The organism is Faecalibacterium sp. Marseille-Q4137 (assembly GCF_017377535.1).
Classification (GTDB): Bacteria; Bacillota; Clostridia; order Oscillospirales; family Ruminococcaceae; genus Faecalibacterium; species Faecalibacterium duncaniae.
Genome location: NZ_JAFREK010000025.1, coordinates 1 through 22,605, shown reverse-complemented (window position 1 = coordinate 22,605; position 22,605 = coordinate 1). Strand labels below are relative to the sequence as shown.

Sequence of the window (22,605 nt, the reverse complement as noted above, 5' to 3'; positions counted from 1 at the left end):
GGCTGAAACGGCTGCCGGGTGCGGGCTTTCTGCCCCGTTCCGGGGGCTTTTTTGTGTCCGGGAGGCAGCGTTTTCTGAAAACGCAGCCAAACTGCAAAAAAAGTTACAATTTTCTCATCAAAAAAGGCGGTTTCCCATTGACAGCCTTGTTATAATAGGAGTGTAAGATTTTTGAGCCAGCACTCTGCGGCTCTGATTGCTGAACGGCCCTTGCGGGCTTTTGGAAAAAGAAAGAGGCATACAGCATTATGACGAATATCGATATTTTCTCCGGCTTCCTGGGTGCCGGCAAGACGACTCTGATCAAGAAGCTCATCAAGGAATCCTTTGCGGGCCAGAAGGTGGTCCTGATCGAGAACGAGTTTGGTGAGATCGGCATCGACGGCGGCTTCCTGAAGGAGTCCGGCATCCAGATCAACGAGCTGAACGCAGGCTGCATCTGCTGCTCTCTGGTGGGCGATTTCCGTGCCGCTCTGCAGCAGGTGGTGGAGCAGTACCACCCCGACCGCATCGTCATCGAGCCCTCCGGTGTGGGCAAGCTGAGCGATGTTACCCGCGCTGTGGAGGGTGTGGCTGAGCATCTGGATGTGAAGCTGAACAGCTTTGTCACCGTGGCCGATGTCAACAAGGTCAAGATGTATATGAAGAACTTCGGTGAGTTCTATGATGATCAGATCAGCCACGCAAGCTGCATTATCCTGAGCCGCACCCAGACCGCCAGCGAGGAGAAGATCGCCGCTGCGGTCGCCATGCTGCGCGAGAAGAACCCCACCGCTACCATCGTGACCACCGCATGGGATTCCCTGACCGGTGAGCAGATCCTGAAGGCCATGTCCTCCAAGGACGATTTCAAGGCAGAGCTGATCGCCATGGCTGCCAAGGCCAATGAGAAGCACGCCGAGGAGGACGAGGAAGAAGAGCACGAGCATCATCACCATCATTACGATGAGAACGGTGTGTGCAGCTGCGGCCATCACCACCATGATCACGATGACGATGACGACGATGATGAGGACGAGCACGAGCATCACCACGACCACGAAGAGGATGACCATGACCATGATGAGCATGAGCATCATCACCACGATGAGGACGGCCACTGCTGCTGCGGCCATCACCACCACCATCACCACGATCACGATGCCGATGAGGTGTTCACCAGCTGGGGTGTCGAGACGGCCAAGAAGTTCAGCAAGGCAGACATCGAGCATGCACTGACCGAGCTGGACGGCGGCAAGTACGGCATGATCCTGCGCTCCAAGGGCATCGTGGACGGCGGTGCCGACGGCTGGCTGGAGTTCGATTACGTCCCCGGCGAGTGGGAAGTGCGTCAGCGCGGTGCCGACGTGGGCGGCAAGCTGGTCGTCATCGGCTCCAAGCTGGACGAAAAGGCCATTGCCGCACTGTTTGGCTGCTGAGCTGCAAGTTGTGTAAGGAGAAAAACCGATTATGGCAAACGAGATCCCGGTTTACCTGTTTGTGGGCTTCCTCGAAAGCGGCAAGACCAAGTTCATTCAGGAGACCTTTGAAGACCCCAATTTCGACTCCGGCGACAAGACCCTGCTGCTGGTCTGCGAAGAGGGCGAGGAAGAATATAACGAGAAGAAGTTCGCCTTCCCCGGCGTGACCCTGAAGGTCCTCGAGGATAAGGCGGAGCTGAACCCCCAGAATCTGGCCAGGCTCGAAAAAGAATCCGGCGCAGGCCGTGTGGTCATTGAGTACAACGGCATGTGGCTGCTGCAGGATCTGGCCAATAATCTGCCCGAAAACTGGATCGTCTACCAGTGCATCGCCACGGCCGACGGCACCACGGCCCTGACCTACGCCCGCGACAACTCCATGCGCTCTCTGCTGCTGGACAAGATCGCCCGCAGTGAGCTGATCGTGTTCAACCGCGCCGAGGCCGTGAACAACGATGCCGCCCGTCAGGAGCTGCACAAGCTGGTGCGTCAGGCTTCCCGCAAGTGCGATATCGCCTATGAGTTCGCCGACGGCAGCGTGGCATATGATGACATCCCCGACCCGCTGCCCTTTGATCTGAACGCCCCGATCGTCGAGATCGGTGAGGACGATTTCGGCATCTGGTATATGGACTGCCAGGACGAGCCCCAGAAGTATGTGGGCAAGACCGTCCGGTTCCTGGCGCAGGTCTGCCAGACCAACCGCGCGGGCAAAAACAGCTTTGTACCCGGCCGTTTTGCAATGACCTGCTGCGTGCAGGATATCCAGTTCGTGGGCTTCCCCTGCAGCTATGATGGCTACAAGGCACTGGAGCAGCGCGCCTGGGTCACTGTGACCGCCAAGGTCAATTACAAGTTCCACAACATCTACCGCGGCAAAGGCCCGGTGCTGACCGCCATCTCGGTGGAGCCCGCCGAAAAGCCGCAGAACGATGTCGTAACATTCTCTTAATCCTAACTTATACAGGGAGGACTTCACCATGAAAACTCTGTTCCGTGTTCTGGGTGCCGCTGCCGCTGTGGCTGTTACCGGTGCCGCCATCGTCGTGCTGGACAAAGTTCTGAACGACAAGGACCCGCTCCACGTCGAAAACGTGGAGTTCCCCGAGGAAGCTGAAAAGGACCCCGCCGAGGCTGAAAAGACTGCCGAAGCCTACGCCGAGGGCGAGGCCAAGGAGACCGCTCCCGGTGACGCATGGCCCCCTGCCTTTGAAAAGGCTCCTGCCGAGCCCGAGACTGCGCCCGCAGCCCCGGTGGTGGAAGCTGCCCGGGCAGAGGAGCCTGCCGAGGAAAAGCCTGCGGCAGAGGAAACGACCGTGAATCCTGTGGAGGCAGGCCCTGCCGTTGCCCCCAGGGATAAGAACGGCAAGTTCGATGCCACCAAGATCGCGGAGGCCAGCGATTTCACCGGCATCGAAGAGGAATCTGGCTGCAAGAGCTGAGCAAAGCAATAAAAGGACGCTGTGCCGCAGGGCACAGCGTCCTTTTTCTGTCTGGGTCATTTCCGCAGGGCTTTGGCGGCTTCGGTGCCTGCCACGGCACCCTCGTACACGGCCTTGGCGACCTGCAGCAGCCCGCCGGTGCAGTCTCCGGCGGCGTACAGGCCGGGCAGGGAGGTCTGCATGTGGTCATCCACCACGATCCGGCTGCCGTTCACCTCGGCCCCCAGCTTGCGGGCCAGGGCGGTGCTGCCCGCCACGCCCAGCGCCACGAACACGCCGGAGACTTCCAGTGTCCCGCCGTCTTTCAGCTGCACGCCGGTGACCCGCTCTTCACCGAGGATGGCTTCCACGGTTTCCGTCCGCACGGCCACCTCCGGCGGGAACTGTGCCGTCAGCGGGGCCCCGCCCGTGAGCAGGGTGACGCTGTGGGCCACAGGCAGCAGGGCCTGTACCTCATGCAGGGCGTACTCTCCGCTGCCCAGCACGGCCACATCCCTGCCGCGGTAGAAAAAGGCATCGCAGGTGGCACAGTAGCTCACGCCGTGGCCCTCCAGCCCGGCAAGGCCCGGAATGCGGGGCGCTGCCCGGGAAGCCCCCGTAGCCAGAATGACGGCATCAGCGGGGAAATCCCCGGCCAGCGTCTCCACGGTCAGCTTGTCGGTGTAGGTCAGGCCCACGGCTTCTGTGGTGACGAACTCCACCCCCACGGCCTTGGCACCCTCGATGCCCCGGCGTTCCAGCTCGGCACCGGTGATGGGTTCGGCAAAGCCGTAGTAGTTCTGGATGAGCTCGGCCCGGTCCAGTGCGCCGGGGCCCTTGGTCAGAACGGTGGTCTGCACCCCGGCGCGCGCGGCATACAATGCCGCCGAGACACCTGCGGGGCCGGAACCAATGATCACAATGTTAGACATGGCAGTTTCTCCTTATGGTAGGTTTGCTTTTGTCCAACCTCTCCGTCATTGCTTCGCAATGCCACCTCTCCTAGTAGGAGAGGCCTTGGCAAAGAGGCAAGGCTTTACGCAATGCCAAGGGCTCCCCTACTAGGGGAGCTGTCGAGCGGATGCGAGACTGAGAGGTTGAGGACTGTTTGATCTTATGATAACTATTATACCTCAACTCCCCGCACTTTTCATCTCCGACGAACTGTGCTATACTGAAAATATCGCAAGAATCGACACCATGGAGGGGAAAAACCTATGTCCAAGCAGCGCCTGCTTTTTATCACCACCGGCGGCACCATTGCCAGCGTGCGCACCGCACAGGGGCTCAAGCCTGTTCTGACCAGCGAGGAGCTGCTGGCCCATCTGCCGGAATTGCAGCAGCTCTGCTGCCCGGAAACGCTCAACCTGTGCAGCATCGACAGCACCGACCTTGGCCCGGAGCACTGGCTGATGATGGCCAAGGCCGTGCAGGAAAACTATGCGCTTTACGATGGCTTCATCATCTGCCACGGCACCGATACGCTGGCCTACTCGGCGGCGGCGCTGTCCTATCTTATCCAGAATGCGGACAAGCCCATCATCCTCACGGGTGCCCAGCAGCCCATTTCCAACGAGATCACCGATGCCAAGAAGAACCTGCGGGACAGCGTGATCTGCGCCCTTGATCCGGGCAGCCGGGGTGTGATGGTGGTGTTTGGCGGGCACGTCATTGCGGGCACCCGCGCCAAGAAGAACAAGACCATCAGCTACGATGCCTTTGCGTCGGTCAACTTCCCGGCGCTGGCGCTGGTGCAGGGCGACCGGCTGGTACGGTATGTGGCTTCTCCCTGGCCCACCGGCCCGGTGGAGTTTGGCCGGGCGCTGAACCCCAAAGTGTTCCTGCTCAAGCTGACCCCCGGCCTTGGGCCGGAACTTATCCCGGCCATTTTTCAACAATATGACTGCGTCATTGTGGAAAGCTTTGGCGTGGGCGGCATTCCCCAGCGGCTCATGGATGCCTTTGCCGAGGAGCTGGGCGATTACGACAAGACCCACAAGATCCTGATCCTGACCACGCAGGTCACTTATGAGGGCAGCGATGTGGGCATTTACGAGGTGGGCAAGCGGGTCAAGAACCGCTTCCGCTTCCTGGAGGCCCACGATATGACCATTGAGGCCGTTGTCACCAAGGTCATGTGGCTGCTGGCCCAGAACTGCGAGAACTTTGACCAGCTCCAGCAGCGGTTCTACCGGCAGATCAATTTTGATACATTCTATCATTGAAACAAACGGGAGATGCCCCACCGGCACCTCCCGTTTCTGTTATGCGAACACCAGCTGCACCAGCAGCACATAACACACCGGAGCCCGGTACAGCCTGTATGGTTTTGGATCCTTTCATATACACTAACCCCCTGGATTGGTAGTATAACAGATTTCCGGGATTTTGCAAGAAAAATCCCGGGGCCGGATGTTTCCGGTCAATTTGAAAACTTTTTGTCCGTCACTCGTGGACTTTTGGCGAATCAGGACAAAGTTTTGCCAAAAGACTTGCACTTTGATGCTTTACTGTGGTAAAATCGAAGCGTACTTTCATTTGGAAAGACAAGGGGGAAAAAGTATATGACCAACATCTGCATCATCGCCACCATCATCATCTATCTGGTGGCAATGCTGTTGGTTGGGTTTGCATACAGCAAGTCCAACAACGACAGCACCGATTTCTACCTCGGCGGCCGCAAAATGGGCCCGCTGGTCACGGCCATGAGCGCCGAAGCCAGCGATATGTCCAGCTGGCTGCTGATGGGAATGCCGGGCCTTGCCTACCTCACCGGCATCGCCTCGCCCGGCTGGACCGCCATCGGCCTGGCGCTGGGCACCTGGCTGAACTGGCTCATCGTGGCCCGGCGGCTGCGGCGGTACTCGGCCAATCTGGAAGCCATCACCGTGCCGCAGTTCCTGTCCCTGCGCTTCCACGACCAGCGCAATCTGCTCAACGCACTGGGCGCGGTGATCATCATCGTGTTCTTTGTGCCCTACACGGCTTCGGGCTTTGCCGCCTGCGGTAAGCTATTCCACAGCCTGTTCGGCGTGGATTACATGGCAGCCATGGTGGTCTCGGCCTGCGTCATCGTGGGCTATACCATCACGGGCGGCTTCCGCGCCGTTACCACCACCGACCTCATCCAGTCCATCGTGATGAGCCTGGCCCTTGTGGCTGTGCTGGTGTATGGTATTGGCGCGGCAGGCGGCTGGGATGCCGTTGTGGCCAACGCCCAGAGCCTGCCCGGTTACCTGACCATGATGGCCAGCCATAACGCCGCCGAGGGCACGGCCACCTCGTACAGCCTGCTGGACATCGTCTCCACCATGGCGTGGGGCCTGGGCTACTTCGGAATGCCCCACATCCTGCTCCGCTTCATGGCCATTGAGGAGGAAAAGAAGCTGGTACTCAGCCGCCGCATTGCCAGCTTGTGGGTCGTCATTGCCATGACCGCCTCCATCATCATCGGCATGGTGGGCCTTGGCATGACCAAGGCAGGCGCGCTGGAGTACCTGAGCGGCTCCTCCAGCGAGACGGTCATCGTCCGCATTGCAAACCTCATTGCACAGCACGGCATTCTGGCAGCCGTTCTGGCGGGCCTGATCCTGGCGGGCATCCTTGCCGCCACCATGTCCACCGCCGACAGCCAGATGCTTGCTGCCGCGTCCAGCGTCTCCCAGAACATCCTGCAGGAGTTCGGCCACATGAAGCTGACCGAGCGCCAGAGCCTGTTTGCCGCCCGCCTGACCATCATCTGCGTCAGCGTGGTGGGCGTGGTGCTGGCCCGTGACCCGGATTCCAGCGTGTTCGGCATCGTCAGCTTTGCATGGGCCGGTTTCGGCGGCGCATTCGGTGCAGTCATGCTCTGTGCGCTCTTCTGGAAGCGCTGCAACTGGCAGGGCGCGCTGGCCGGAATGCTCGCCGGCGGCCTGATGGTCTTTGTCTGGAAGTACCTCGTCAGCCCTCTGGGCGGCGTGTTCGGCATCTATGAGCTGCTGCCCGCCTTCCTGACCTCACTGCTGGTCTGCGTGGTGGTCAGTCTGGTCACCCCCGCCCCTTCGAAGGAGATCGAAGCCGAGTTTGAGGCGGCGAAATAAGAAACAATAGAAAGCAAGGGCCATTGCACAGATTCTCGTGCAATGGCCCTTGCTTTATACCCGGCGCACAACGCCGTTCTCAACAAAGAAAAGATTCGGCTAAGAAAAAATATTTTGCATACAAAAAAAGAAAAGATTGCTTGTGCAGAATCACGAAAACGCTGCACGAATTAAAGAATACAACAAGAAATACTTTTAAATCGTAAATTCTTCAGGCGGAATCGTAAAAAAATTCTAACATTTTGGAAAGAGATGCCGTATCATGGATTCATAAATATGCATACGGCTTGCGGGCGGTGTGCCAAAATTGTCCGGAAATTTGAGGAAGGAGTATTTTCATGGGAAAATCAACAGTGGATGCGTCTGCAGGGTTTGGATTGCGTGATAAACTTGCATACGCAGCGGGTGACTTTGGCTGCAATATGAGTTTTGCGCTCAAAGGCTACCTGACGATTTATTGGACGCAGTTTATGGGGATCGACAACTACCTGATGGCATCCCTTCTGCTGATCGTGCAGATCTGGGACGCAATCAACGATCCGATTATCGGAGCAATGGTAGATGCGGATACGCACAAATACCGCCGGAACAAGTTCCTTGCCTATATCTGGTTCGGTGCAATCGGACTGACCGTGGCTGGTGCACTTTGCTATCTGCCGTTCCCGCAGGCTCCCGGTATGGTCAAGAATATTCTGTTTGTGGCAGGCTATATGATCTGGGATGCTTTCTACACCGTTGCAAATGTGCCGTATGGCTCGATGCTGTCTCTGATCTCGGATGACCCGATCCAGCGTGCACAGCTGTCGACTTTCCGCTCCATTGGTTCTATGGGCGGTGCGCTTCTGACCGGTATGCTGATTCCGGTGATCATTTATGATAACCAGAACAACCTGCGTGGTGAGCAGATGTTTGTCATTGCTCTGATCATGGGTGTGATCGGTCTGATCTGCTTCCGCTTTATGGTCACGAACACAAAGGTGCGTGTGGACACCACGATCACTCTGAAAGAGGATGCACCGAAGTTCAACATCGTGAAGGCGTTCAACAACTTTATCCATAATCGCCCGGCTGTGGGCGCAACGCTGGCACCTATAGCAACGTTTATTGGTATGTATGGTGCCTCTACTGCAGGTCAGATCCTGTTCCAGGCTTATTTCAAGAATGCAAAGATCTCCGGCCTTGTGGGTATGATCTCCTACTTTGGCGTTTTCATCTTCAGTCCTTTTGTGAGCCGTATCGTCAAGCGCTTTGGCAAGAAAGAAGCCGTGACCTTTGGTTCGGTTGTCTGTGCGCTGGCATACGTCCTGATGCTGGTTCTGCCCATTACACCGGACAGCCGGGGCCTCGGCCTTTATGTCCTGTGTCAGGTCATTGCAATGCTGGGCGGCGGTATCGGAAGCTGCCTGAGCTGGTCTCTGATGGCAGATGCGATCGATTATAATGAGTGGAAATTTGGTGTGCGAGAAGAAGGCACTACCTATGCACTGCACTCCTTCTTCCGTAAGCTTGCACAGGGCATCGGACCTTCTCTGGGCCTTGTTCTGGCAACCAAACTGGGCTATGATGCATCTCTGAAGGCTGCACAGACGATCGAAGTGGCAACCCGGATGCGCTATCTGGTGCCGGTCATGTATCTGGGAAGCTATATCGTGATGATCATTGCGTACGGCGTGGTGTTCAATCTGGACAAAAAGACGCTGGCGCAGATGGAAAGCGATCTGAAAGAACGCCGGGCAAAGAACGAAAAGTAAATGGTCTTAAAATCAGAGGAATAGAAGAACGGGAAAACTTCTGATAAGATGATAGAAAGCCCTCCTTTCGCTTGTGCGATGGGAGGGCTTTCCTTTTTTTCAGTTGATCAGAATCGCCATCATCTCAGCGCAGGGGATCGCGAAGCCGAACCCGAAGAAGAACAGCAGGTCGAGCACAAACTTCCAGAGCCGGACAGCAGGGGAGCAGAAGTTCATGGAGCGGGTGACGGAGGCACCTATCTCACCCCAGTGTCGGTAGTAGCCGGTCTGCTCAAAGTTGTTCCAGAGCTCCAGCGAGAGAAATTCTATCCCGACGAACAATGGGAAAAACACCCAGGAGGGAAGCCAGCCGTCTGCCTGCAGGTTCCCATTGCTCAGGGTACGCCAGTGGACGGCCATCCGGCCCGGGCAGGCGAGGATGCCCCAGATGGCCAGTGCGGCACTGAGCCAAAACAAAACTGCCCGTACCGAGCGCCAGTCAATGGATTGTTGACGGCGCAGCAGAGTAAAGAAATCTTTCAGCGGGACTTCCGGTGCAATATCTGCTTCCTGCGGGTCACGGCAGTGCATCAGGTCGGCAAGGGTCAGCCCCAGCGCGTCGGCCAGTGGTTCCAGCGTGTTGATGTCCGGCAGGCCGACCCCGCGTTCCCATCGGCTGACAGCCTTATCTGTTACATGCAGCTGCTGGGCCAGCTCTGCCTGTGTTAATCCCTGTGACTTGCGCATCCGGGCGAGAAATGCCCCGAACGTTTTCGCATTCATTGTGCTCACATCCTTTGGAAAAAGGATAGCATACCACGCACCAAAAGGCAATCGACGCTTTGTTTACCTGCTCCAAAACACAAATCCCCCACCGCCTGTTCGGTCAATGGACAGGCGGTGGGGGATATTTTATATGGAGTTCAGAAGAAAAATGCTGGGATCAGAGCTTACAGCTGGGGGCCGGCAGAAACCAGAGCCTTGCCGTGCTCGTTACCCTCGTACTTCTTGAAGTTCTTGATGAAGCGGCCAGCCAGATCCTTGGCCTTCTCCTCCCACTGGGAAGCGTCGGCGTAGGTATCGCGGGGATCCAGGATGCCGGTGTCAACACCGTTCAGGACGGTGGGAACCTCGAAGTCGAAGTAGGGGATCTTCTTGGTGGGCACGTTGTTGATATCGCCGTTCAGGATAGCATCGATGATACCACGGGTGTCCTTGATGGAGATGCGCTTGCCGGTGCCGTTCCAGCCGGTGTTGACCAGGTAAGCCTTAGCGCCGCTCATCTGCATCTTCTTGACCAGCTCCTCAGCGTACTTGGTGGGGTGCAGCTCCAGGAAAGCCTGGCCGAAGCAAGCGGAGAAGGTGGGGGTGGGCTCGGTGATGCCGCGCTCGGTGCCAGCCAGCTTTGCGGTGAAGCCGGACAGGAAGTAGTACTGGGTCTGCTCGGGGCTCAGGATAGAGACGGGAGGCAGAACGCCGAATGCGTCAGCAGACAGGAAGATGACATTCTTTGCAGCAGGTGCAGAAGAGATGGGGCGGACGATGTTCTGGATGTGGTTGATGGGGTAGGACACACGGGTGTTCTCGGTGACAGACTTGTCAGCGAAGTCGATGTGGCCCTCGGCATCCAGAGTGACGTTCTCCAGCAGAGCGTTGCGCTTGATGGCGTTGTAGATATCGGGCTCAGAGTCCTTGTCCAGGTTGATGACCTTTGCGTAGCAGCCGCCCTCGAAGTTGAACACGCCGTTGTCGTCCCAGCCGTGCTCGTCATCGCCGATCAGCAGACGCTTGGGATCGGTGGACAGGGTGGTCTTGCCGGTGCCGGACAGACCGAAGAAGATGGCAGTGTTCTTGCCCTCCATATCGGTGTTGGCGGAGCAGTGCATGGAAGCAATGCCCTTCAGCGGCAGGAAGTAGTTCATCATGGAGAACATGCCCTTCTTCATCTCGCCGCCGTACCAGGTGTTGACGATGACCTGCTCCTTGCTGGTGATGTTGAACATAACAGCAGTCTCGGAGTTCAGGCCCAGCTCCTTGTAGTTCTCGACCTTGGCCTTGGAAGCGTTGTAAACAACGAAATCAGGCTCAAAGTTCTCCAGCTCCTCAGCGGTGGGCTTGATGAACATGTTGGTGACGAAGTGTGCCTGCCAGGCCACTTCCATGATGAAACGGACAGCCATGCGGGTGTCCTTGTTTGCGCCGCAGAAAGCATCCACAACGTACAGGCGCTTGTTGGACAGCTCCTTCTTTGCGATCTCCTTCACGGCAGCCCAGGCTTCCTCAGAAGCGGGGTGGTTGTCGTTCTTGTACTCGTCGCTGGTCCACCAAACGGTGTTCTTGGAGTTCTCGTCCATCACGATGAACTTGTCCTTGGGGGAACGGCCGGTGTAGATGCCGGTCATAACGTTCACAGCGCCCAGCTCGCTGACCTTGCCCACTTCGTAGCCTTCCAGGCCGGGCTTGGTCTCTTCCTCGAACAGCTGCTCGTAAGAGGGGTTATACACGACCTCGGTCGTGCCGGTAATGCCGTACTTGCTCAGATCTACCTTTGCCATAATACTTATACCTCTTCTTTCGTTCAGATCAATTCTGATCGCGCGACGCACATGCCCTTAGCCAATGGACAGCGCGGGCGATGAAGAAATACAGATGCGTATTCTCCTGTTTACCATTATACATAAAAACGTTCCAAAATCAACCAGAGGGAACAAAAGGTTCTTATAAATGTAACAAATTTTATTCAGAATCTTAGCTGTTTGAAGTGATTTCATAAGAAGAAAGGGGAACCGCGGCGAACAAAATAAAGAAAAGAGACCCAAAACACAACTTTGATAATATTTTGTCGATTCTGGATGCAAGCGGGTATCCCAGAGCGGAAAAACCGGGGCGGGAGGCCCGCAGCACAAATTTCTGAAAAACTTGAAATTTCCTGTTGACAAAGTACGACTGCTATGCTAAAATAATCGAGTCGGGAGCGAAACCCCGATGCGAAAATGGACGTATGGCCCGTTGGTCAAGCGGTTAAGACAGAGGCCTCTCACGCCTTTAACATCGGTTCGATTCCGGTACGGGTCACCATTTTATAGTAGTAAAACGGCTGTATGCCGTTTTATATAGATGCCTCTTTAGCTCAGTCGGTTAGAGCACCTGACTGTTAATCAGGGTGTCGCCTGTTCGAGTCAGGCAAGAGGCGCCAGCAAAGCGATGGAAATGTTCCATCGCTTTTTTCTTTTTGTTGACAGCGAATGCGGCGGGGGATATACTGGGGAGTAAGAAATATCACGATAGCGGCATCCTTGTGGTCAGCGTCCTCACCCTCTCAGGCGCTTGAGCGCCAGCTCTCCCAAAGGGAGAGCTTCTGACGAAACGGTGAAGCTGCCCAAGGCTCCCCCTTTGGGGGAGCTGGCATTGCGAAGCAATGACTGAGAGGGTGAGCTGCCTGAAAAGGAGAAATCACAATGAAACAGATCATTCTGACCGGCGACCGTCCCACGGGCCGCCTGCATGTTGGCCACTACGTTGGCTCTTTGAAGGAGCGCGTGCGCCTGCAGAACACCGGCAAGTTCGACGAGATCTATATTATGATCGCTGACGCGCAGGCCCTGACGGACAACGCCGATAACCCGGAGAAGGTCCGCCAGAACATCCTGCAGGTGGCACTGGACTATCTGGCCTGCGGTCTGGATCCCAACAAGGTCCACATCTTCATCCAGTCCATGGTGCCGCAGCTGACAGAGCTGAGCTTCTATTATATGAATCTGGTCACGGTGAGCCGCCTGCAGCGCAACCCCACCGTGAAGAGCGAGATCCAGATGCGGAACTTCGAGACCAGCATCCCGGTGGGCTTCTTCACCTACCCCATCAGCCAGGCAGCGGATATCACGGCATTCGGTGCCACTACTGTGCCGGCCGGTGAGGATCAGATGCCCATGCTGGAGCAGTGCCGCGAGATCGTGCACAAGTTCAACGCCGTCTACGGCGAGACCCTGACCATGCCTGAGATCATGCTGCCCCAGAATGCCGCCTGCCTGCGCCTGCCCGGCATCGATGGCAAGGCCAAGATGAGCAAGAGCCTGGGCAACTGCATCTACCTGTCGGATGAGCCCGAGGACATCAAGAAGAAGATCATGTCCATGTACACCGACCCCAACCACCTGCGGGTGCAGGACCCCGGCAAGGTGGAGGGCAACCCCGTGTTCATCTATCTGGACGCTTTCAGCCGCCCCGAGCACTTTGCTGAGTTCCTGCCGGAGTACCAGAACCTCGATGAGCTCAAGGCCCACTATCAGCGCGGCGGTCTGGGCGACGTGAAGATCAAGAAGTTCCTCAACGCCGTCATGCAGGCCGAGCTGGAGCCCATCCGCAACCGCCGCAAGGAGTGGGAGCAGCGCCTGCCCGAGGTCGTGGAGATCCTGAAGGAAGGCAGCGCCGTGGCTGAAAAGACCGCTGCTGCCACCCTGGCCAATGTCCGCAAAGCCATGCGTATTGACTACTTCGCGGATAATAACCTGCTGAAGTAACTGCTTGTAAAACAAAATAAGCATAAAACAAGCGCCGCGCTCCCGGTTTGGGAACGCGGCGCTTGCTGTTTATTTCAGGCGAAATCAGTTGTTATATGCGCGGGTCTTGATCTCCTCGGTGACCTTTGCGATGAATTCATCCACTTCCATCGTGGTGGTCTCGCCCTTGCGGTCACGGACAGAGAGGTTGCCGGCCTCGGCTTCCTTGGCACCCAGAACCAGCATGTAGGGCACACGGTCCACCTGCTGTGCGGCACGGATCTTGTAGCCGATCTTCTGGTTGTCGTCGTCCAGAGCCACGCGGACACCGGCCTCCACCAGCTTCTCGGTGATGCTCTCCGCATACTCGAGGGTCTTTTCGGAAACGGGCAGGACCTTGACCTGAACAGGTGCCAGCCAGGTGGGGAACTTGCCCTTGGTCTCCTCGATCAGGTAGGCCATGAAGCGGTCCAGAGAGCCCAGGATCGCACGGTGCAGGACAACGGGGGTCTTTTCGGAGCCGTCCTTGTCCACATAGGTCAGGTGGAACTTTGCGGGCAGGCAGAAGTCCAGCTGGCAGGTGGACAGAGTATACTCAGCACCCACGGCGGGCTTGACGTTCACATCCAGCTTGGGGCCGTAGAAGGCGGCCTCGCCGATCTCCTCGGTGAAGTGGATGCCCAGCTCGGTCAGCACCTCGCGCAGAGCGTTTTCGGCGTGGTTCCACATGGCATCGTCGTCGTGGTACTTCTTCTTGTCGGCGGGGTCACGCAGAGACAGAACGCAGCGGTAATCGGTGATCTTGAAGTCCTTGTAGGTCTCGAAGATCAGGTTGCAGACATCGGCGACCTCGCTCTTGATCTGCTCCGGAGTGCAGAACAGGTGGGCATCGTTCTGGCAGAAGTGGCGGCCGCGCTCAATGCCCTTCAGGGTGCCGGAGGACTCGTAGCGGAAATCGTGTGCGATCTCACCGATGCGCATGGGCAGGTCACGGTAAGAGTGGGGACGATTTGCGTAGATCATCATGTGGTGGGGGCAGTTCATCGGGCGCAGGACATAGCTTTCGCCCTCCATCTCCATGGCGGGGAACATGTTCTCGCGGTAGTGATCCCAGTGGCCGGAGGTCTTGTACAGGTTCACGGTACCGATGCAGGGGGTCATCACGTGCAGGTAGCCGCGTGCACGCTCCTTCTCCTTGATATAGTTCTCCAGCTCCTGCCAGACGGTGTAGCCTGCGGGCAGGAACATGGGCAGGCCGCGGCCCACCAGGTCGTCGGTCATAAACAGGCCCATCTCCTTGCCGATCTTGCGGTGATCGCGCTCACGGGCCTCCTGCTGCTCCTTCTCCCAGGCTTCCAGCTCTTCCTGGTTGTGGAATGCCACACCGTTGATACGGGTCAGCATCTTGTTTTCCTTGTCGTTCTTCCAGTATGCGCCGGACTGCTGGGTGATCTTGAAGGCCTTCAGCGCCTTGGTGTAGGTCAGGTGGGGTCCGATGCACATGTCAACGTACTCGCCCTGCTGGAAGAAGCTGAACTCGGTCTCGTCGGCCAGATCAGCCATGTGCTCGATCTTGTAGTGCTCCTGGCGCTCCTCCATCAGCTTCACAGCCTCGTCACGGGGCAGGATGAAGGGCTTGATGGCCAGATTTTCCTTGCAGATCTTGCGCATCTCTTTTTCGATGTTGGCCAGATCGTCATCGGTGAGCTTGGTGTCGCCCAGATCGACATCGTAGTAGAAGCCGTTCTCGGTGGCGGGGCCAAAGGCAAAGTCAGCCTCGGGGTACAGGCGCTTGATGGCCTGCGCCATGATGTGAGCAGCGGTGTGGCGGATAACATGCAGTTCCTGGTCCTGCGGGCACTCGTCCACATGGCCGTCTTTGTAGATGATCTTCATAGTGGTTCTCCTTTTGATGAAAGTTAAAACAAAAAAGCGCTCCATCCCGCTCAAATTTACGGGATGAAGCGCCTGAAGATTTCACGCGTTCCACGGTTCCACCCGAATTGCGTGCCCTTAAGAACACGCCACTCGCTGTGCTGTAACGGGCGCACCCGGCAGAGGTTCTCCTCTGCGCTCTGCGGTGGTAGAAGCCCGATGCACGGCAGGCTGCTTGCAGCACCCGGTATCCGGGGCAGCCCTCTCTGCGTCATGGGGAACGAGCTTCGGTTTGTCCGCATCATCGCTTTGGTCAGGATGAAACTACGCTGATTGTAGCACGATGGCGGCAAAAAATCAAGCTCTCTGCGGCGAAAATCTGCGAAAAATCATTCTTCTTTTTTCTTCAGCTTGACCCGCCACTTGTGGGAGGCGTACTCCGGCCGCAGCTTGTTGGTGACAAAGGTCTGGCTGCTGTAGAGGCCGTGGTGGCCCGAGAGCATGTAGCACACGCCGCAGCCCAGCGCAATAAGCTCCAGCCCCTGCCCGCCAAACAGCTCGAATCCCAGCAGGATGGAGGGGATCAGGGCGTTTGTGGCTCCGCAGAACACGCAGACCAGACCGATGGCACCGGCAAACCCGGCGGGCAGGCCCAGCCATGGCCCGGCGATGCAGCCAAAGGTCGCCCCGATGTAGAAACTTGGGACCACCTCGCCGCCTTTGAAGCCTACTGCCAGGGTCAGGGCGGTCAGGAAGATCTTGCACAGAAAATCCCAGGGCAGCGCGGCTCCCTGCTCCACGGCATCGGCAATGACGGCCATTCCGGCCCCGTTGTACCGCCCGACACCGAACAGATACGAGAACGCTACCACGGCTGCACCGCCCGCAAAAGCCCGGAGCCAGGGATTCGGGATCCGTTTGGGGATCCCGTGTTCCAGGGTGTGAAGCGTCCAGCAGAACAGCCGGGTCACGGCGGCACAGGCAATGCCCAGCAGGGCGGTCTGAAGCGCGGTTTCCAGCGTCAGGTGCGGGATGGAATTGAGCACAAAATTGGTCGGGGCGATCCCGAAGAACAGGGATACGCCGTAAGCAATGAGGGCCGAAGTGAACGCGGGCATAAAGGCCGAAGTGAACGTCAGCCCCACGTCCTCCACCATCATGGCGAAGAGGGCGGCGGTCAGCGGGGTGCCGAACAGGGCGGAGAAGAACGCGGCCATGCCGCTGATGGTGGCGGTGCGGCGGACGTAATCGCTCAGGTGGAGCAGTTTGCCCACGTTCCAGCCGATGCTGCCGCCCATCTGCAGGGCTGCACCCTCGCGGCCGGCAGAACCGCCGCACAGGTGGGTGAGCACCGTGCCCAGAAAGATGGCGGGCACCAGCAGCAGGCTGACCGGCTCGCCGCTCTGCACGGCGCGGATGACATTGTTGGTGCCCACGCCTTCGCACTTTGTGACCTTGTAGAGTGCCACGATGGCAAGGCCCGCCAGCGGCAGGCAGAGCAGCAGCCAGCTCTGCGCGGCCCGCAGCTCGGTGACGTACTCCACGCTCAGGTGGAACGCTGTGCCGACTGCGCCGCAGACCAGACCCGTGGGCACGGCCAGCAGCAGCCATTGCAGGGCCACCCACAGGGCGGCTTTGGCCTCGCGGTTAAAATCATTCAAGTTGCTCATAGAAACTCCTGATACAAAAAAACTGAAAATTTTACACTCCAAAATAACACGCCCGCACAGGGATGTCAACCCGGAACCATTGCAGGGAGGCTCACATCGTGGTGACAACGACAAACCCCTGCTTCCTTGTGCGGAGGAAGCAGGGGTTCTGCCGAATGGATTTCAGAAAAAGGAAAAGGAGAACAAGGAGAACAAATATCGTCACGCTTTCAAAGCGGGACAGCGGTTGAAATTGTGCGGAGCGTTACTCCACATCCTGCAGGGCGGCGAAGTCCTCTTCGCCGGTGCGGATCTTGACCACGCGGGTCACGTTGTAGACAAAGATCTTGCCATCGCCGATGTGGCCGGTGTACAGGGCCTTCTTGGCGGCATCCACCACAGCGTCCACGCTGATCTTGGAAACGATGACCTCGACCTTGATCTTGGGCAGCAAGGTGCTGTCCACAGGCACGCCGCGGTATTTCTCGGTGGTGCCCTTCTGGATGCCGCAGCCCATCACCTGGGTCACGGTCATGCCGGTCACACCCAGATCGTTCAGCGCGGTCTTGAGCTGATCGAACTTGGAGAGCTTTGCAATGATGGACACTTTGTGCATACCGGTGTCGTAGATGCCATCGTGGATGACGGCAGGCTCCTTGACCACAGGCACGGCAGCGTTCATCTGCACGGCGCTTGCCTTGGAGGCATCATCCTCGCCCAGATCGGTGTTCTCGTTGGGCACCATGGCAGCGGCGTTGGCATCGGAGATGGAGAAACCGGCGTAAGCGGAAGTCAGGCCGTGCTCGTGGATATCCAGGCCGTCGATCTCCACCTCAGCGGGGACGCGCAGGCCGATGGTTTTGTCGATGATCTTGAAGATGATGAACATCACGACCACAACGTATACATCAACGGTGATAAGGCCCAGCAGCTGGGTGCCCAGCTGTGCAAAGCCGCCGCCGTAGAACAGGCCCTTGCCCACGCCGTCGCCGCCGTTGGAGAACAGGCCCACGGCAATGGTGCCCCACACGCCGTTTGCAAAGTGAACGGAGACAGCACCCACGGGATCATCGATCTTTGCGATCTTATCAAAGAATTCAACGCTCAGGACCACAAGGATACCGGCCACAAAGCCGATGAGGAAGGCACCGAAGGGAGAGACCGCGTCGCAGCCTGCGGTGATGGCGACCAGACCGGCCAGAGAGCCGTTCAGGGTCATGGAGACATCGGGCTTGCCGTAGCGCAGCCAGGTGAAGATCATGGTCACACAGGTGGCAACGGCAGCGGCCAGGTTGGTGTTGAAGCAGACAAGACCCGTCAGGGTCATGGCCTCATCGGTGGCAAGGCTCAGGGAAGAGCCGCCGTTGAAGCCGAACCAGCAGAACCACAGGATGAACACGCCCAGCGCACCGGCGGTCAGGTTGTGGCCGGGAATGGCGTGGGGGTTGCCGTCCTTATCGTACTTGCCGATACGGGGGCCGAGCATTGCGGCACCCAGCAGGGCGATCACACCGCCCACATTGTGAACGGCTGCGGAACCGGCAAAATCATGGAAGCCCATGTTCTGCAGCCAGCCGCCGCCCCACATCCAGTGGCCGCAGATGGGGTAGACCACCAGCGAAATGGCAGCGGAATAAACGCAGTAAGCCTTGAAGTTGGTGCGCTCGGCCATGGAGCCGGACACGATGGTGGCTGCCGTGGCACAGAACACGGTCTGGAACACGATGTACACCCACAGCGGGATATCAAGCCCCAGGTGGCTGTAATCGCCCTGAATGAACGGATCGAACCCGCCGATCAGCGCGCTTGTGCCGCCGAACATCAGGCCGAAGCCGATGACCCAGTAGCACGGTGTGCCGATGCAGAAGTCCATCATGTTTTTCATCAGGATGTTGCCGGTGTTTTTGGCGCGGGTAAAGCCCGCCTCACACAGCGCAAAACCGGCCTGCATAAAGTAGACCAGGAATGCCGCAACCAGCACCCAACAGGTGTTTATGGAACTGAACATTATAATACCTCCCCGGTTTGTAATGCGCTCCCCGCACCGAATGTGCGCGGGAGCCTTGTTCAGGAGGCCCTCTATTCCTCCCGAGCAATATCCAGCGAAAACACAAAAGGCGCTGGCGGAATCACTTCCGTCAGCGCCTTTGCTTTCGATGGCACGAGTATAGCCCCTTTGTGCAAAACTGTCAAGAGCCGGGGCATGATTTTTACGTTTTACACAACACAGAACCGAGAAAAAAGAGGAAAGCTTTACAAGTCATTCTTTTTTCTCGGCCTCACCGGCGGGCGTTTCTTCCTTTTTGCGGCCGGAGCGGTGTCCGCCCTCCATCTCCCAGTGGAGCATCAGGCTCATCATGGCTCGCAGGGCAAAGGTGGCCGCCAGCGGTACCACCGATTCCAGATTCTGCAACAGGAAGGTCTTGGCGATCTCCGCCGACATCAGAAACTCCAGCGCCGTGGTCAGGCCGCTGGACATCTCGTGGAGGAAATCGTGCTGGCCATGGAAAAAGGTGACCCGCACATAGTGGTAGGTGGCCTTGACAAGGCTGGTGACGATGATGAACAGGCCGATGATCTCAGCCAGCCCGGAGATCAGCGGCACCGCCGTCTCCAGAAACCCCTCCATGCCGTGGGTGACGATCTGATTGAAATGGTACAACCATGCCATATTAGACTTCCTCGTGTTTCGTATCATAAACCGCCCTTTTCAGGGTGAGCAGGATGTGTTTGGATAAGATTCGTATATCCTGCCGCTTCTGCTTACAGCAGGGTCTTGATGTAGGCGGCCAGCTGCTCATCTTTGCAGGAGGCGAAGAACAGCTCACTGAACTTTTCGCCTGCAATGGCTCCCTTGAGCAGGTCCTGGTCGATGCTCTGCAGGCACTCGATCAGGGGCTTGAAGGTGGCAGCGCGCACATCATCCAGAATGGCCTTGTTCCGCATCTCAGGCACAACGCGCTCCTTGGGGTAGCCCTGACCGTGGCCAAAGCCGAACAGCTTCTCGAAGCAGTACTCGAGGTTCAGCTCGCCGCCCCAGCCAAAGCCCTTGGCAAAGGGCATGGAAACGGCGTTGCCGTCGTTGACGTGGGCAAAGGTGTAAGCGTCCACGGGGTCCTCCACATGGCCGCAGATCACGCCGGGGAAGCTGTTCAGGGCCAGCATGGCACCCTCGCCGGTGCCGCAGCCGGTGATGACGTAGTCGGCCGCGCCGCTGTTCAGCAGGATGGCGGCCAGAATGCCGCACTGAACATAGGTCAGCTGGGCGGCATCCTCGGCGGTGTACATGCCGTAGTTGACCACCTCGTGGCCCATGGGTTCCACCACCTTTTTCAGGGCGGTTTCAATGATGCCGTTCTTGGCGGCCTGACTGTTTTCGTTGATGAGTGCAATTTTCATGGAACATTCCTCCTGTTTTTTCGGATACCTCTAAGATACATGAGCGGCGGTGCGCTGTCAAGCGGCCATCAGCCCAGCTTCTTTTTCTGCTGGCGTGCCACGATGGGCATGAGCAGGGGCGTGGGAACGAGCTTCTGGGCCGTGGTGGCAAGGCGCATCAGGGTGCTGGGCACGATGATGGTCTTGCGGCGGAGCATCCCGCGCATGGCCTCCTCCACGCAGAGCTCCGGGGTGATGCCCTTAAGGGCGAATACCACGTCGGCACGGTCGTTGAACTCGGTGTCCACGGGGCCGGGGCAGAGGGCACAGACATAGACCGGGCTGTGCTGCTCCCGCAGCTCCTCAGCCACGCCGCGGGTCAGGCTGACAACGTATGCCTTGGAGGCGTAGTAGCCCGCCATATAGGGCCCGCCCGGCAGCAGGCCCGCCGAGGATGCCACGTTCAGGATGGTGCCATAGCCCTGTGCTTCCATCTTGCGCAGGGTGAACTTGAACAGCCGGTGCATGGCCAGCACGTTCACCCGCAGCATGGAAAGCTCCTTGCCCTCGTCTGTTTCGGAAAAGGCACCGCAGGCACCAAAGCCTGCGTTGTTGATGAACAGGTCGATGCGTTCGTCTGCCAGTGCTTCGCACAGGGCGGTGACCTGCGCATCCTGCTCAAGGTCGGCGGGTACGATGCGGCAGAGGGTGCCGTGTTTCGCCCGGAGCTCGGCGGCAAGGGTCTCCAGCCGGTCGCGGCGGCGGGCGGTCAGAATGAGCCGGAAGCCCAGCCGGGCATAGCGGCGGGCAAACTCCCGCCCGATGCCGGAAGAAGCGCCGGTGATCCAGACAGTTTTGGTTGACATAAGCATTCTCCTTTTCTGCGGAAACTCCATTGCCTCTATTCTATCACGGCAGTGGGTGAGAATCCATGCAAAAATTCAAGAAAAAGCTATCCCTTGTTGCCCGGGAAATTTTGGAGTATAATAGACTCAAAGAACAGCGCACTGACGCAGGAGGAAAGAAAAATGAACAAACCGGTATTGGTGGTCATGGCTGCCGGCATGGGCAGCCGTTACGGCGGCATGAAGCAGATCGACCCGGTGGGCCCCAAGGGTCAGCCCATTGTGGAGTACTCCCTGTACGATGCCCACCGCGCAGGCTTTGAGACTGTGATCTTTGTCATCAAGCACGAGATCGAGGATGCCTTCAAAGCCGCCATCGGTGACCGCGTCTCTCAGGGCATGAACGTGAAATACGCTTTCCAGCAGCTGGATGAGCTGCCCGCAGGCTTCACCATCCCCGAGGGCCGTGTCAAGCCCTGGGGCACCTGCCACGCCGTGCTGGCCGCAAAAGACCTCATTGATGGGCCCTTCGCTGTCATCAACGCGGACGACTACTACGGCCCCGAGGCCTTCAAGGTCATCTATGAGTATCTGTCCACCCATCAGGACGGCGCAGTTTACGATTACTGCATGGTGAGCTACCTGCTCAAAAATACTGTCTCCGAGAACGGCACCGTCTCCCGCGGTGTCTGCGTGGTGAACCCGGACGGCACCCTGCACAGCGTGACCGAGCGCACCGGCATCGAGACCTATGAGGGCGGCATCCGCTGCACCGCTCTTGTCGGTGAGGGCACGGATGACCTGCCGGTGGAAGCACCTGTCAGCATGAACCTGTGGGGCTTCGGCAAGAGCTTCCTGGACGAGGCCGACCGCCGCTTTGCAGGCTGGCTGCGTGAGAATCTGCCCAAGAACCCCCTCAAATGCGAGTATTTCCTGCCCACCGTGGCCAGCGAGCTCATCGATGAGGGCAAGGCGGCAGTCACCGTGCTCAAGAGCACCGATAAGTGGTACGGCGTGACCTACCGTGAGGATAAGCCCACCGTGGTGGCCGCCATCGCCCAGAAAACCCAGGAGGGCCTGTACCCCGAGGATCTGTGGGCGTGATAAGCTGAAACAGGCGCAGATGCGAAACAAAATCTGTGGCGGCCCTCTTGACTTTTTGCGCAGGAGTGCATATACTAAAGTTGTAGATGAGACTACGGAACCATTCCATGGTTCCACCAAAGCAACAAGAAGCCCCCTCGGTACTGCGAATACCAAGGGGGCTTCCTGCTTGCTAAGGGTTAGTGCTTACCGGCCTTGAACTGTTCCTCAAGCCACTTGCAGATGTAGTAGCTGACCACACCCGCTGCGACGGACAGTATAAATGAGACTACCATTTCCATGGTTACCACCTCCTTCCCACATCAAATGGGTCGGAAGGCCGACAGGTACAGTATAACAGAAAATTCGACACATTACAACGCAGAAGCGCCCCATCCGGTGAAGGATGAGGCGCTTCTACGTATATTTGGGAATATTCGGGGATGGCGTTAGTTGTTCTTGAGCTCCTGTGCCTTCTGCCATGCATTCAGCACATCAAGCTTGCTTACGGGATTGGCCGGGAAGAACTTCATCTCTTCCGGAGCCGTGCCCTCATCGTTCAGGTCAGGGATAAGCTCGTTTT

17 protein-coding genes and 2 tRNA genes are annotated in these 22,605 nt (G+C 57.9%); 10 read left to right on the top strand and 9 right to left on the bottom strand.

Annotated elements, in window-relative coordinates; all coding sequences use genetic code 11:
- The first annotated feature begins 248 nt into the window (after positions 1-248).
- The 3 genes from J3353_RS10720 to J3353_RS10710 are packed head-to-tail and all read left to right on the top strand — an operon-like array spanning position 249 to position 2,902.
- Positions 249-1,418 (top strand): GTP-binding protein, encoded by a 1,170-nt coding sequence (locus J3353_RS10720; protein ID WP_207684839.1) that lies wholly within the window; start codon positions 249-251, stop codon positions 1,416-1,418.
- A gap of 31 nt (positions 1,419-1,449) precedes the next feature.
- Complete coding sequence (locus J3353_RS10715; RefSeq protein WP_098924119.1) at positions 1,450-2,412, top strand: GTP-binding protein; 963 nt, start codon at positions 1,450-1,452, stop codon at positions 2,410-2,412.
- A gap of 28 nt (positions 2,413-2,440) precedes the next feature.
- Positions 2,441-2,902 (top strand): hypothetical protein, encoded by a 462-nt coding sequence (locus J3353_RS10710; protein ID WP_207684838.1) that lies wholly within the window; start codon positions 2,441-2,443, stop codon positions 2,900-2,902.
- A 56-nt stretch (positions 2,903-2,958) separates the two neighbouring features.
- On the opposite strand, the gene J3353_RS10705 is transcribed toward J3353_RS10710, so the two are convergent.
- A complete protein-coding gene (locus J3353_RS10705) occupies positions 2,959-3,813 on the bottom strand; it encodes an NAD(P)/FAD-dependent oxidoreductase (protein ID WP_207684837.1) in 855 nt (284 codons plus the stop codon).
- Positions 3,814-4,098: 285 nt separating this feature from the next.
- Between J3353_RS10705 and J3353_RS10700 the strand changes: the two genes are divergently transcribed.
- From J3353_RS10700 to J3353_RS10690, 3 genes are all read left to right on the top strand, one after another.
- Positions 4,099-5,106 carry an asparaginase gene (locus tag J3353_RS10700; protein WP_005934824.1) on the top strand — a complete coding sequence of 336 codons (1,008 nt, stop codon included), beginning with the start codon at positions 4,099-4,101 and terminating at the stop codon, positions 5,104-5,106.
- A gap of 339 nt (positions 5,107-5,445) precedes the next feature.
- Positions 5,446-6,963 (top strand): sodium/proline symporter, encoded by a 1,518-nt coding sequence (locus J3353_RS10695; RefSeq protein ID WP_207684836.1) that lies wholly within the window; start codon positions 5,446-5,448, stop codon positions 6,961-6,963.
- A 338-nt stretch (positions 6,964-7,301) separates the two neighbouring features.
- The gene (locus tag J3353_RS10690; RefSeq protein ID WP_097773155.1) at positions 7,302-8,714 is read left to right on the top strand and encodes an MFS transporter; all 1,413 of its coding nucleotides are present in this window, start codon (positions 7,302-7,304) and stop codon (positions 8,712-8,714) included.
- Between the two features lie 99 nt (positions 8,715-8,813).
- Here the strand turns inward: J3353_RS10690 and J3353_RS10685 are convergent, their stop codons facing one another.
- Both J3353_RS10685 and pckA read right to left on the bottom strand, forming a co-directional pair.
- Positions 8,814-9,476, bottom strand: coding sequence for a helix-turn-helix domain-containing protein (locus J3353_RS10685; RefSeq protein WP_207684835.1), 663 nt, complete (start codon positions 9,474-9,476; stop codon positions 8,814-8,816).
- A gap of 167 nt (positions 9,477-9,643) precedes the next feature.
- The gene (pckA, locus tag J3353_RS10680) at positions 9,644-11,248 is read right to left on the bottom strand and encodes a phosphoenolpyruvate carboxykinase (ATP) (protein WP_207684834.1); all 1,605 of its coding nucleotides are present in this window, start codon (positions 11,246-11,248) and stop codon (positions 9,644-9,646) included.
- A gap of 448 nt (positions 11,249-11,696) precedes the next feature.
- Here pckA and J3353_RS10675 point away from each other — a divergent pair.
- The 3 genes from J3353_RS10675 (at position 11,697) to trpS (ending at position 13,213) form a co-directional block, all read left to right on the top strand.
- Positions 11,697-11,771, top strand: a tRNA-Glu gene (locus tag J3353_RS10675).
- A gap of 41 nt (positions 11,772-11,812) precedes the next feature.
- Positions 11,813-11,889, top strand: a tRNA-Asn gene (locus J3353_RS10670).
- A 262-nt stretch (positions 11,890-12,151) separates the two neighbouring features.
- The gene (gene trpS / locus J3353_RS10665; RefSeq protein WP_005934814.1) at positions 12,152-13,213 is read left to right on the top strand and encodes a tryptophan--tRNA ligase; all 1,062 of its coding nucleotides are present in this window, start codon (positions 12,152-12,154) and stop codon (positions 13,211-13,213) included.
- 84 nt (positions 13,214-13,297) lie between these two features.
- On the opposite strand, the gene thrS is transcribed toward trpS, so the two are convergent.
- The 6 genes from thrS to J3353_RS10635 form a co-directional block, all read right to left on the bottom strand.
- Positions 13,298-15,088, bottom strand: a complete 1,791-nt coding sequence (gene thrS / locus J3353_RS10660; protein ID WP_097771397.1) for a threonine--tRNA ligase — start codon at positions 15,086-15,088, stop codon at positions 13,298-13,300.
- Positions 15,089-15,456: 368 nt separating this feature from the next.
- A complete protein-coding gene (locus J3353_RS10655; protein ID WP_207684833.1) occupies positions 15,457-16,737 on the bottom strand; it encodes a chloride channel protein in 1,281 nt (426 codons plus the stop codon).
- Between the two features lie 244 nt (positions 16,738-16,981).
- Entirely contained in the window at positions 16,982-18,724 is a 1,743-nt protein-coding gene (locus J3353_RS10650; RefSeq protein WP_207684832.1) for an ammonium transporter, read from the bottom strand.
- 252 nt (positions 18,725-18,976) lie between these two features.
- Positions 18,977-19,387: a DUF1622 domain-containing protein gene (locus J3353_RS10645; RefSeq protein WP_154277096.1), complete on the bottom strand. Its 411-nt coding sequence runs from the start codon at positions 19,385-19,387 to the stop codon at positions 18,977-18,979.
- A gap of 92 nt (positions 19,388-19,479) precedes the next feature.
- Complete coding sequence (locus J3353_RS10640; RefSeq protein ID WP_207684830.1) at positions 19,480-20,115, bottom strand: RpiB/LacA/LacB family sugar-phosphate isomerase; 636 nt, start codon at positions 20,113-20,115, stop codon at positions 19,480-19,482.
- Positions 20,116-20,183: 68 nt separating this feature from the next.
- On the bottom strand, positions 20,184-20,960 hold the full coding sequence (locus J3353_RS10635; RefSeq protein ID WP_242700924.1) for an SDR family oxidoreductase: 777 nt from the start codon (positions 20,958-20,960) through the stop codon (positions 20,184-20,186).
- 162 nt (positions 20,961-21,122) lie between these two features.
- On the opposite strand from J3353_RS10635, the gene J3353_RS10630 reads away from it, so the two are divergent.
- The gene (locus J3353_RS10630; protein ID WP_207684828.1) at positions 21,123-22,043 is read left to right on the top strand and encodes a sugar phosphate nucleotidyltransferase; all 921 of its coding nucleotides are present in this window, start codon (positions 21,123-21,125) and stop codon (positions 22,041-22,043) included.
- The last annotated feature ends 562 nt before the right edge of the window (positions 22,044-22,605 follow it).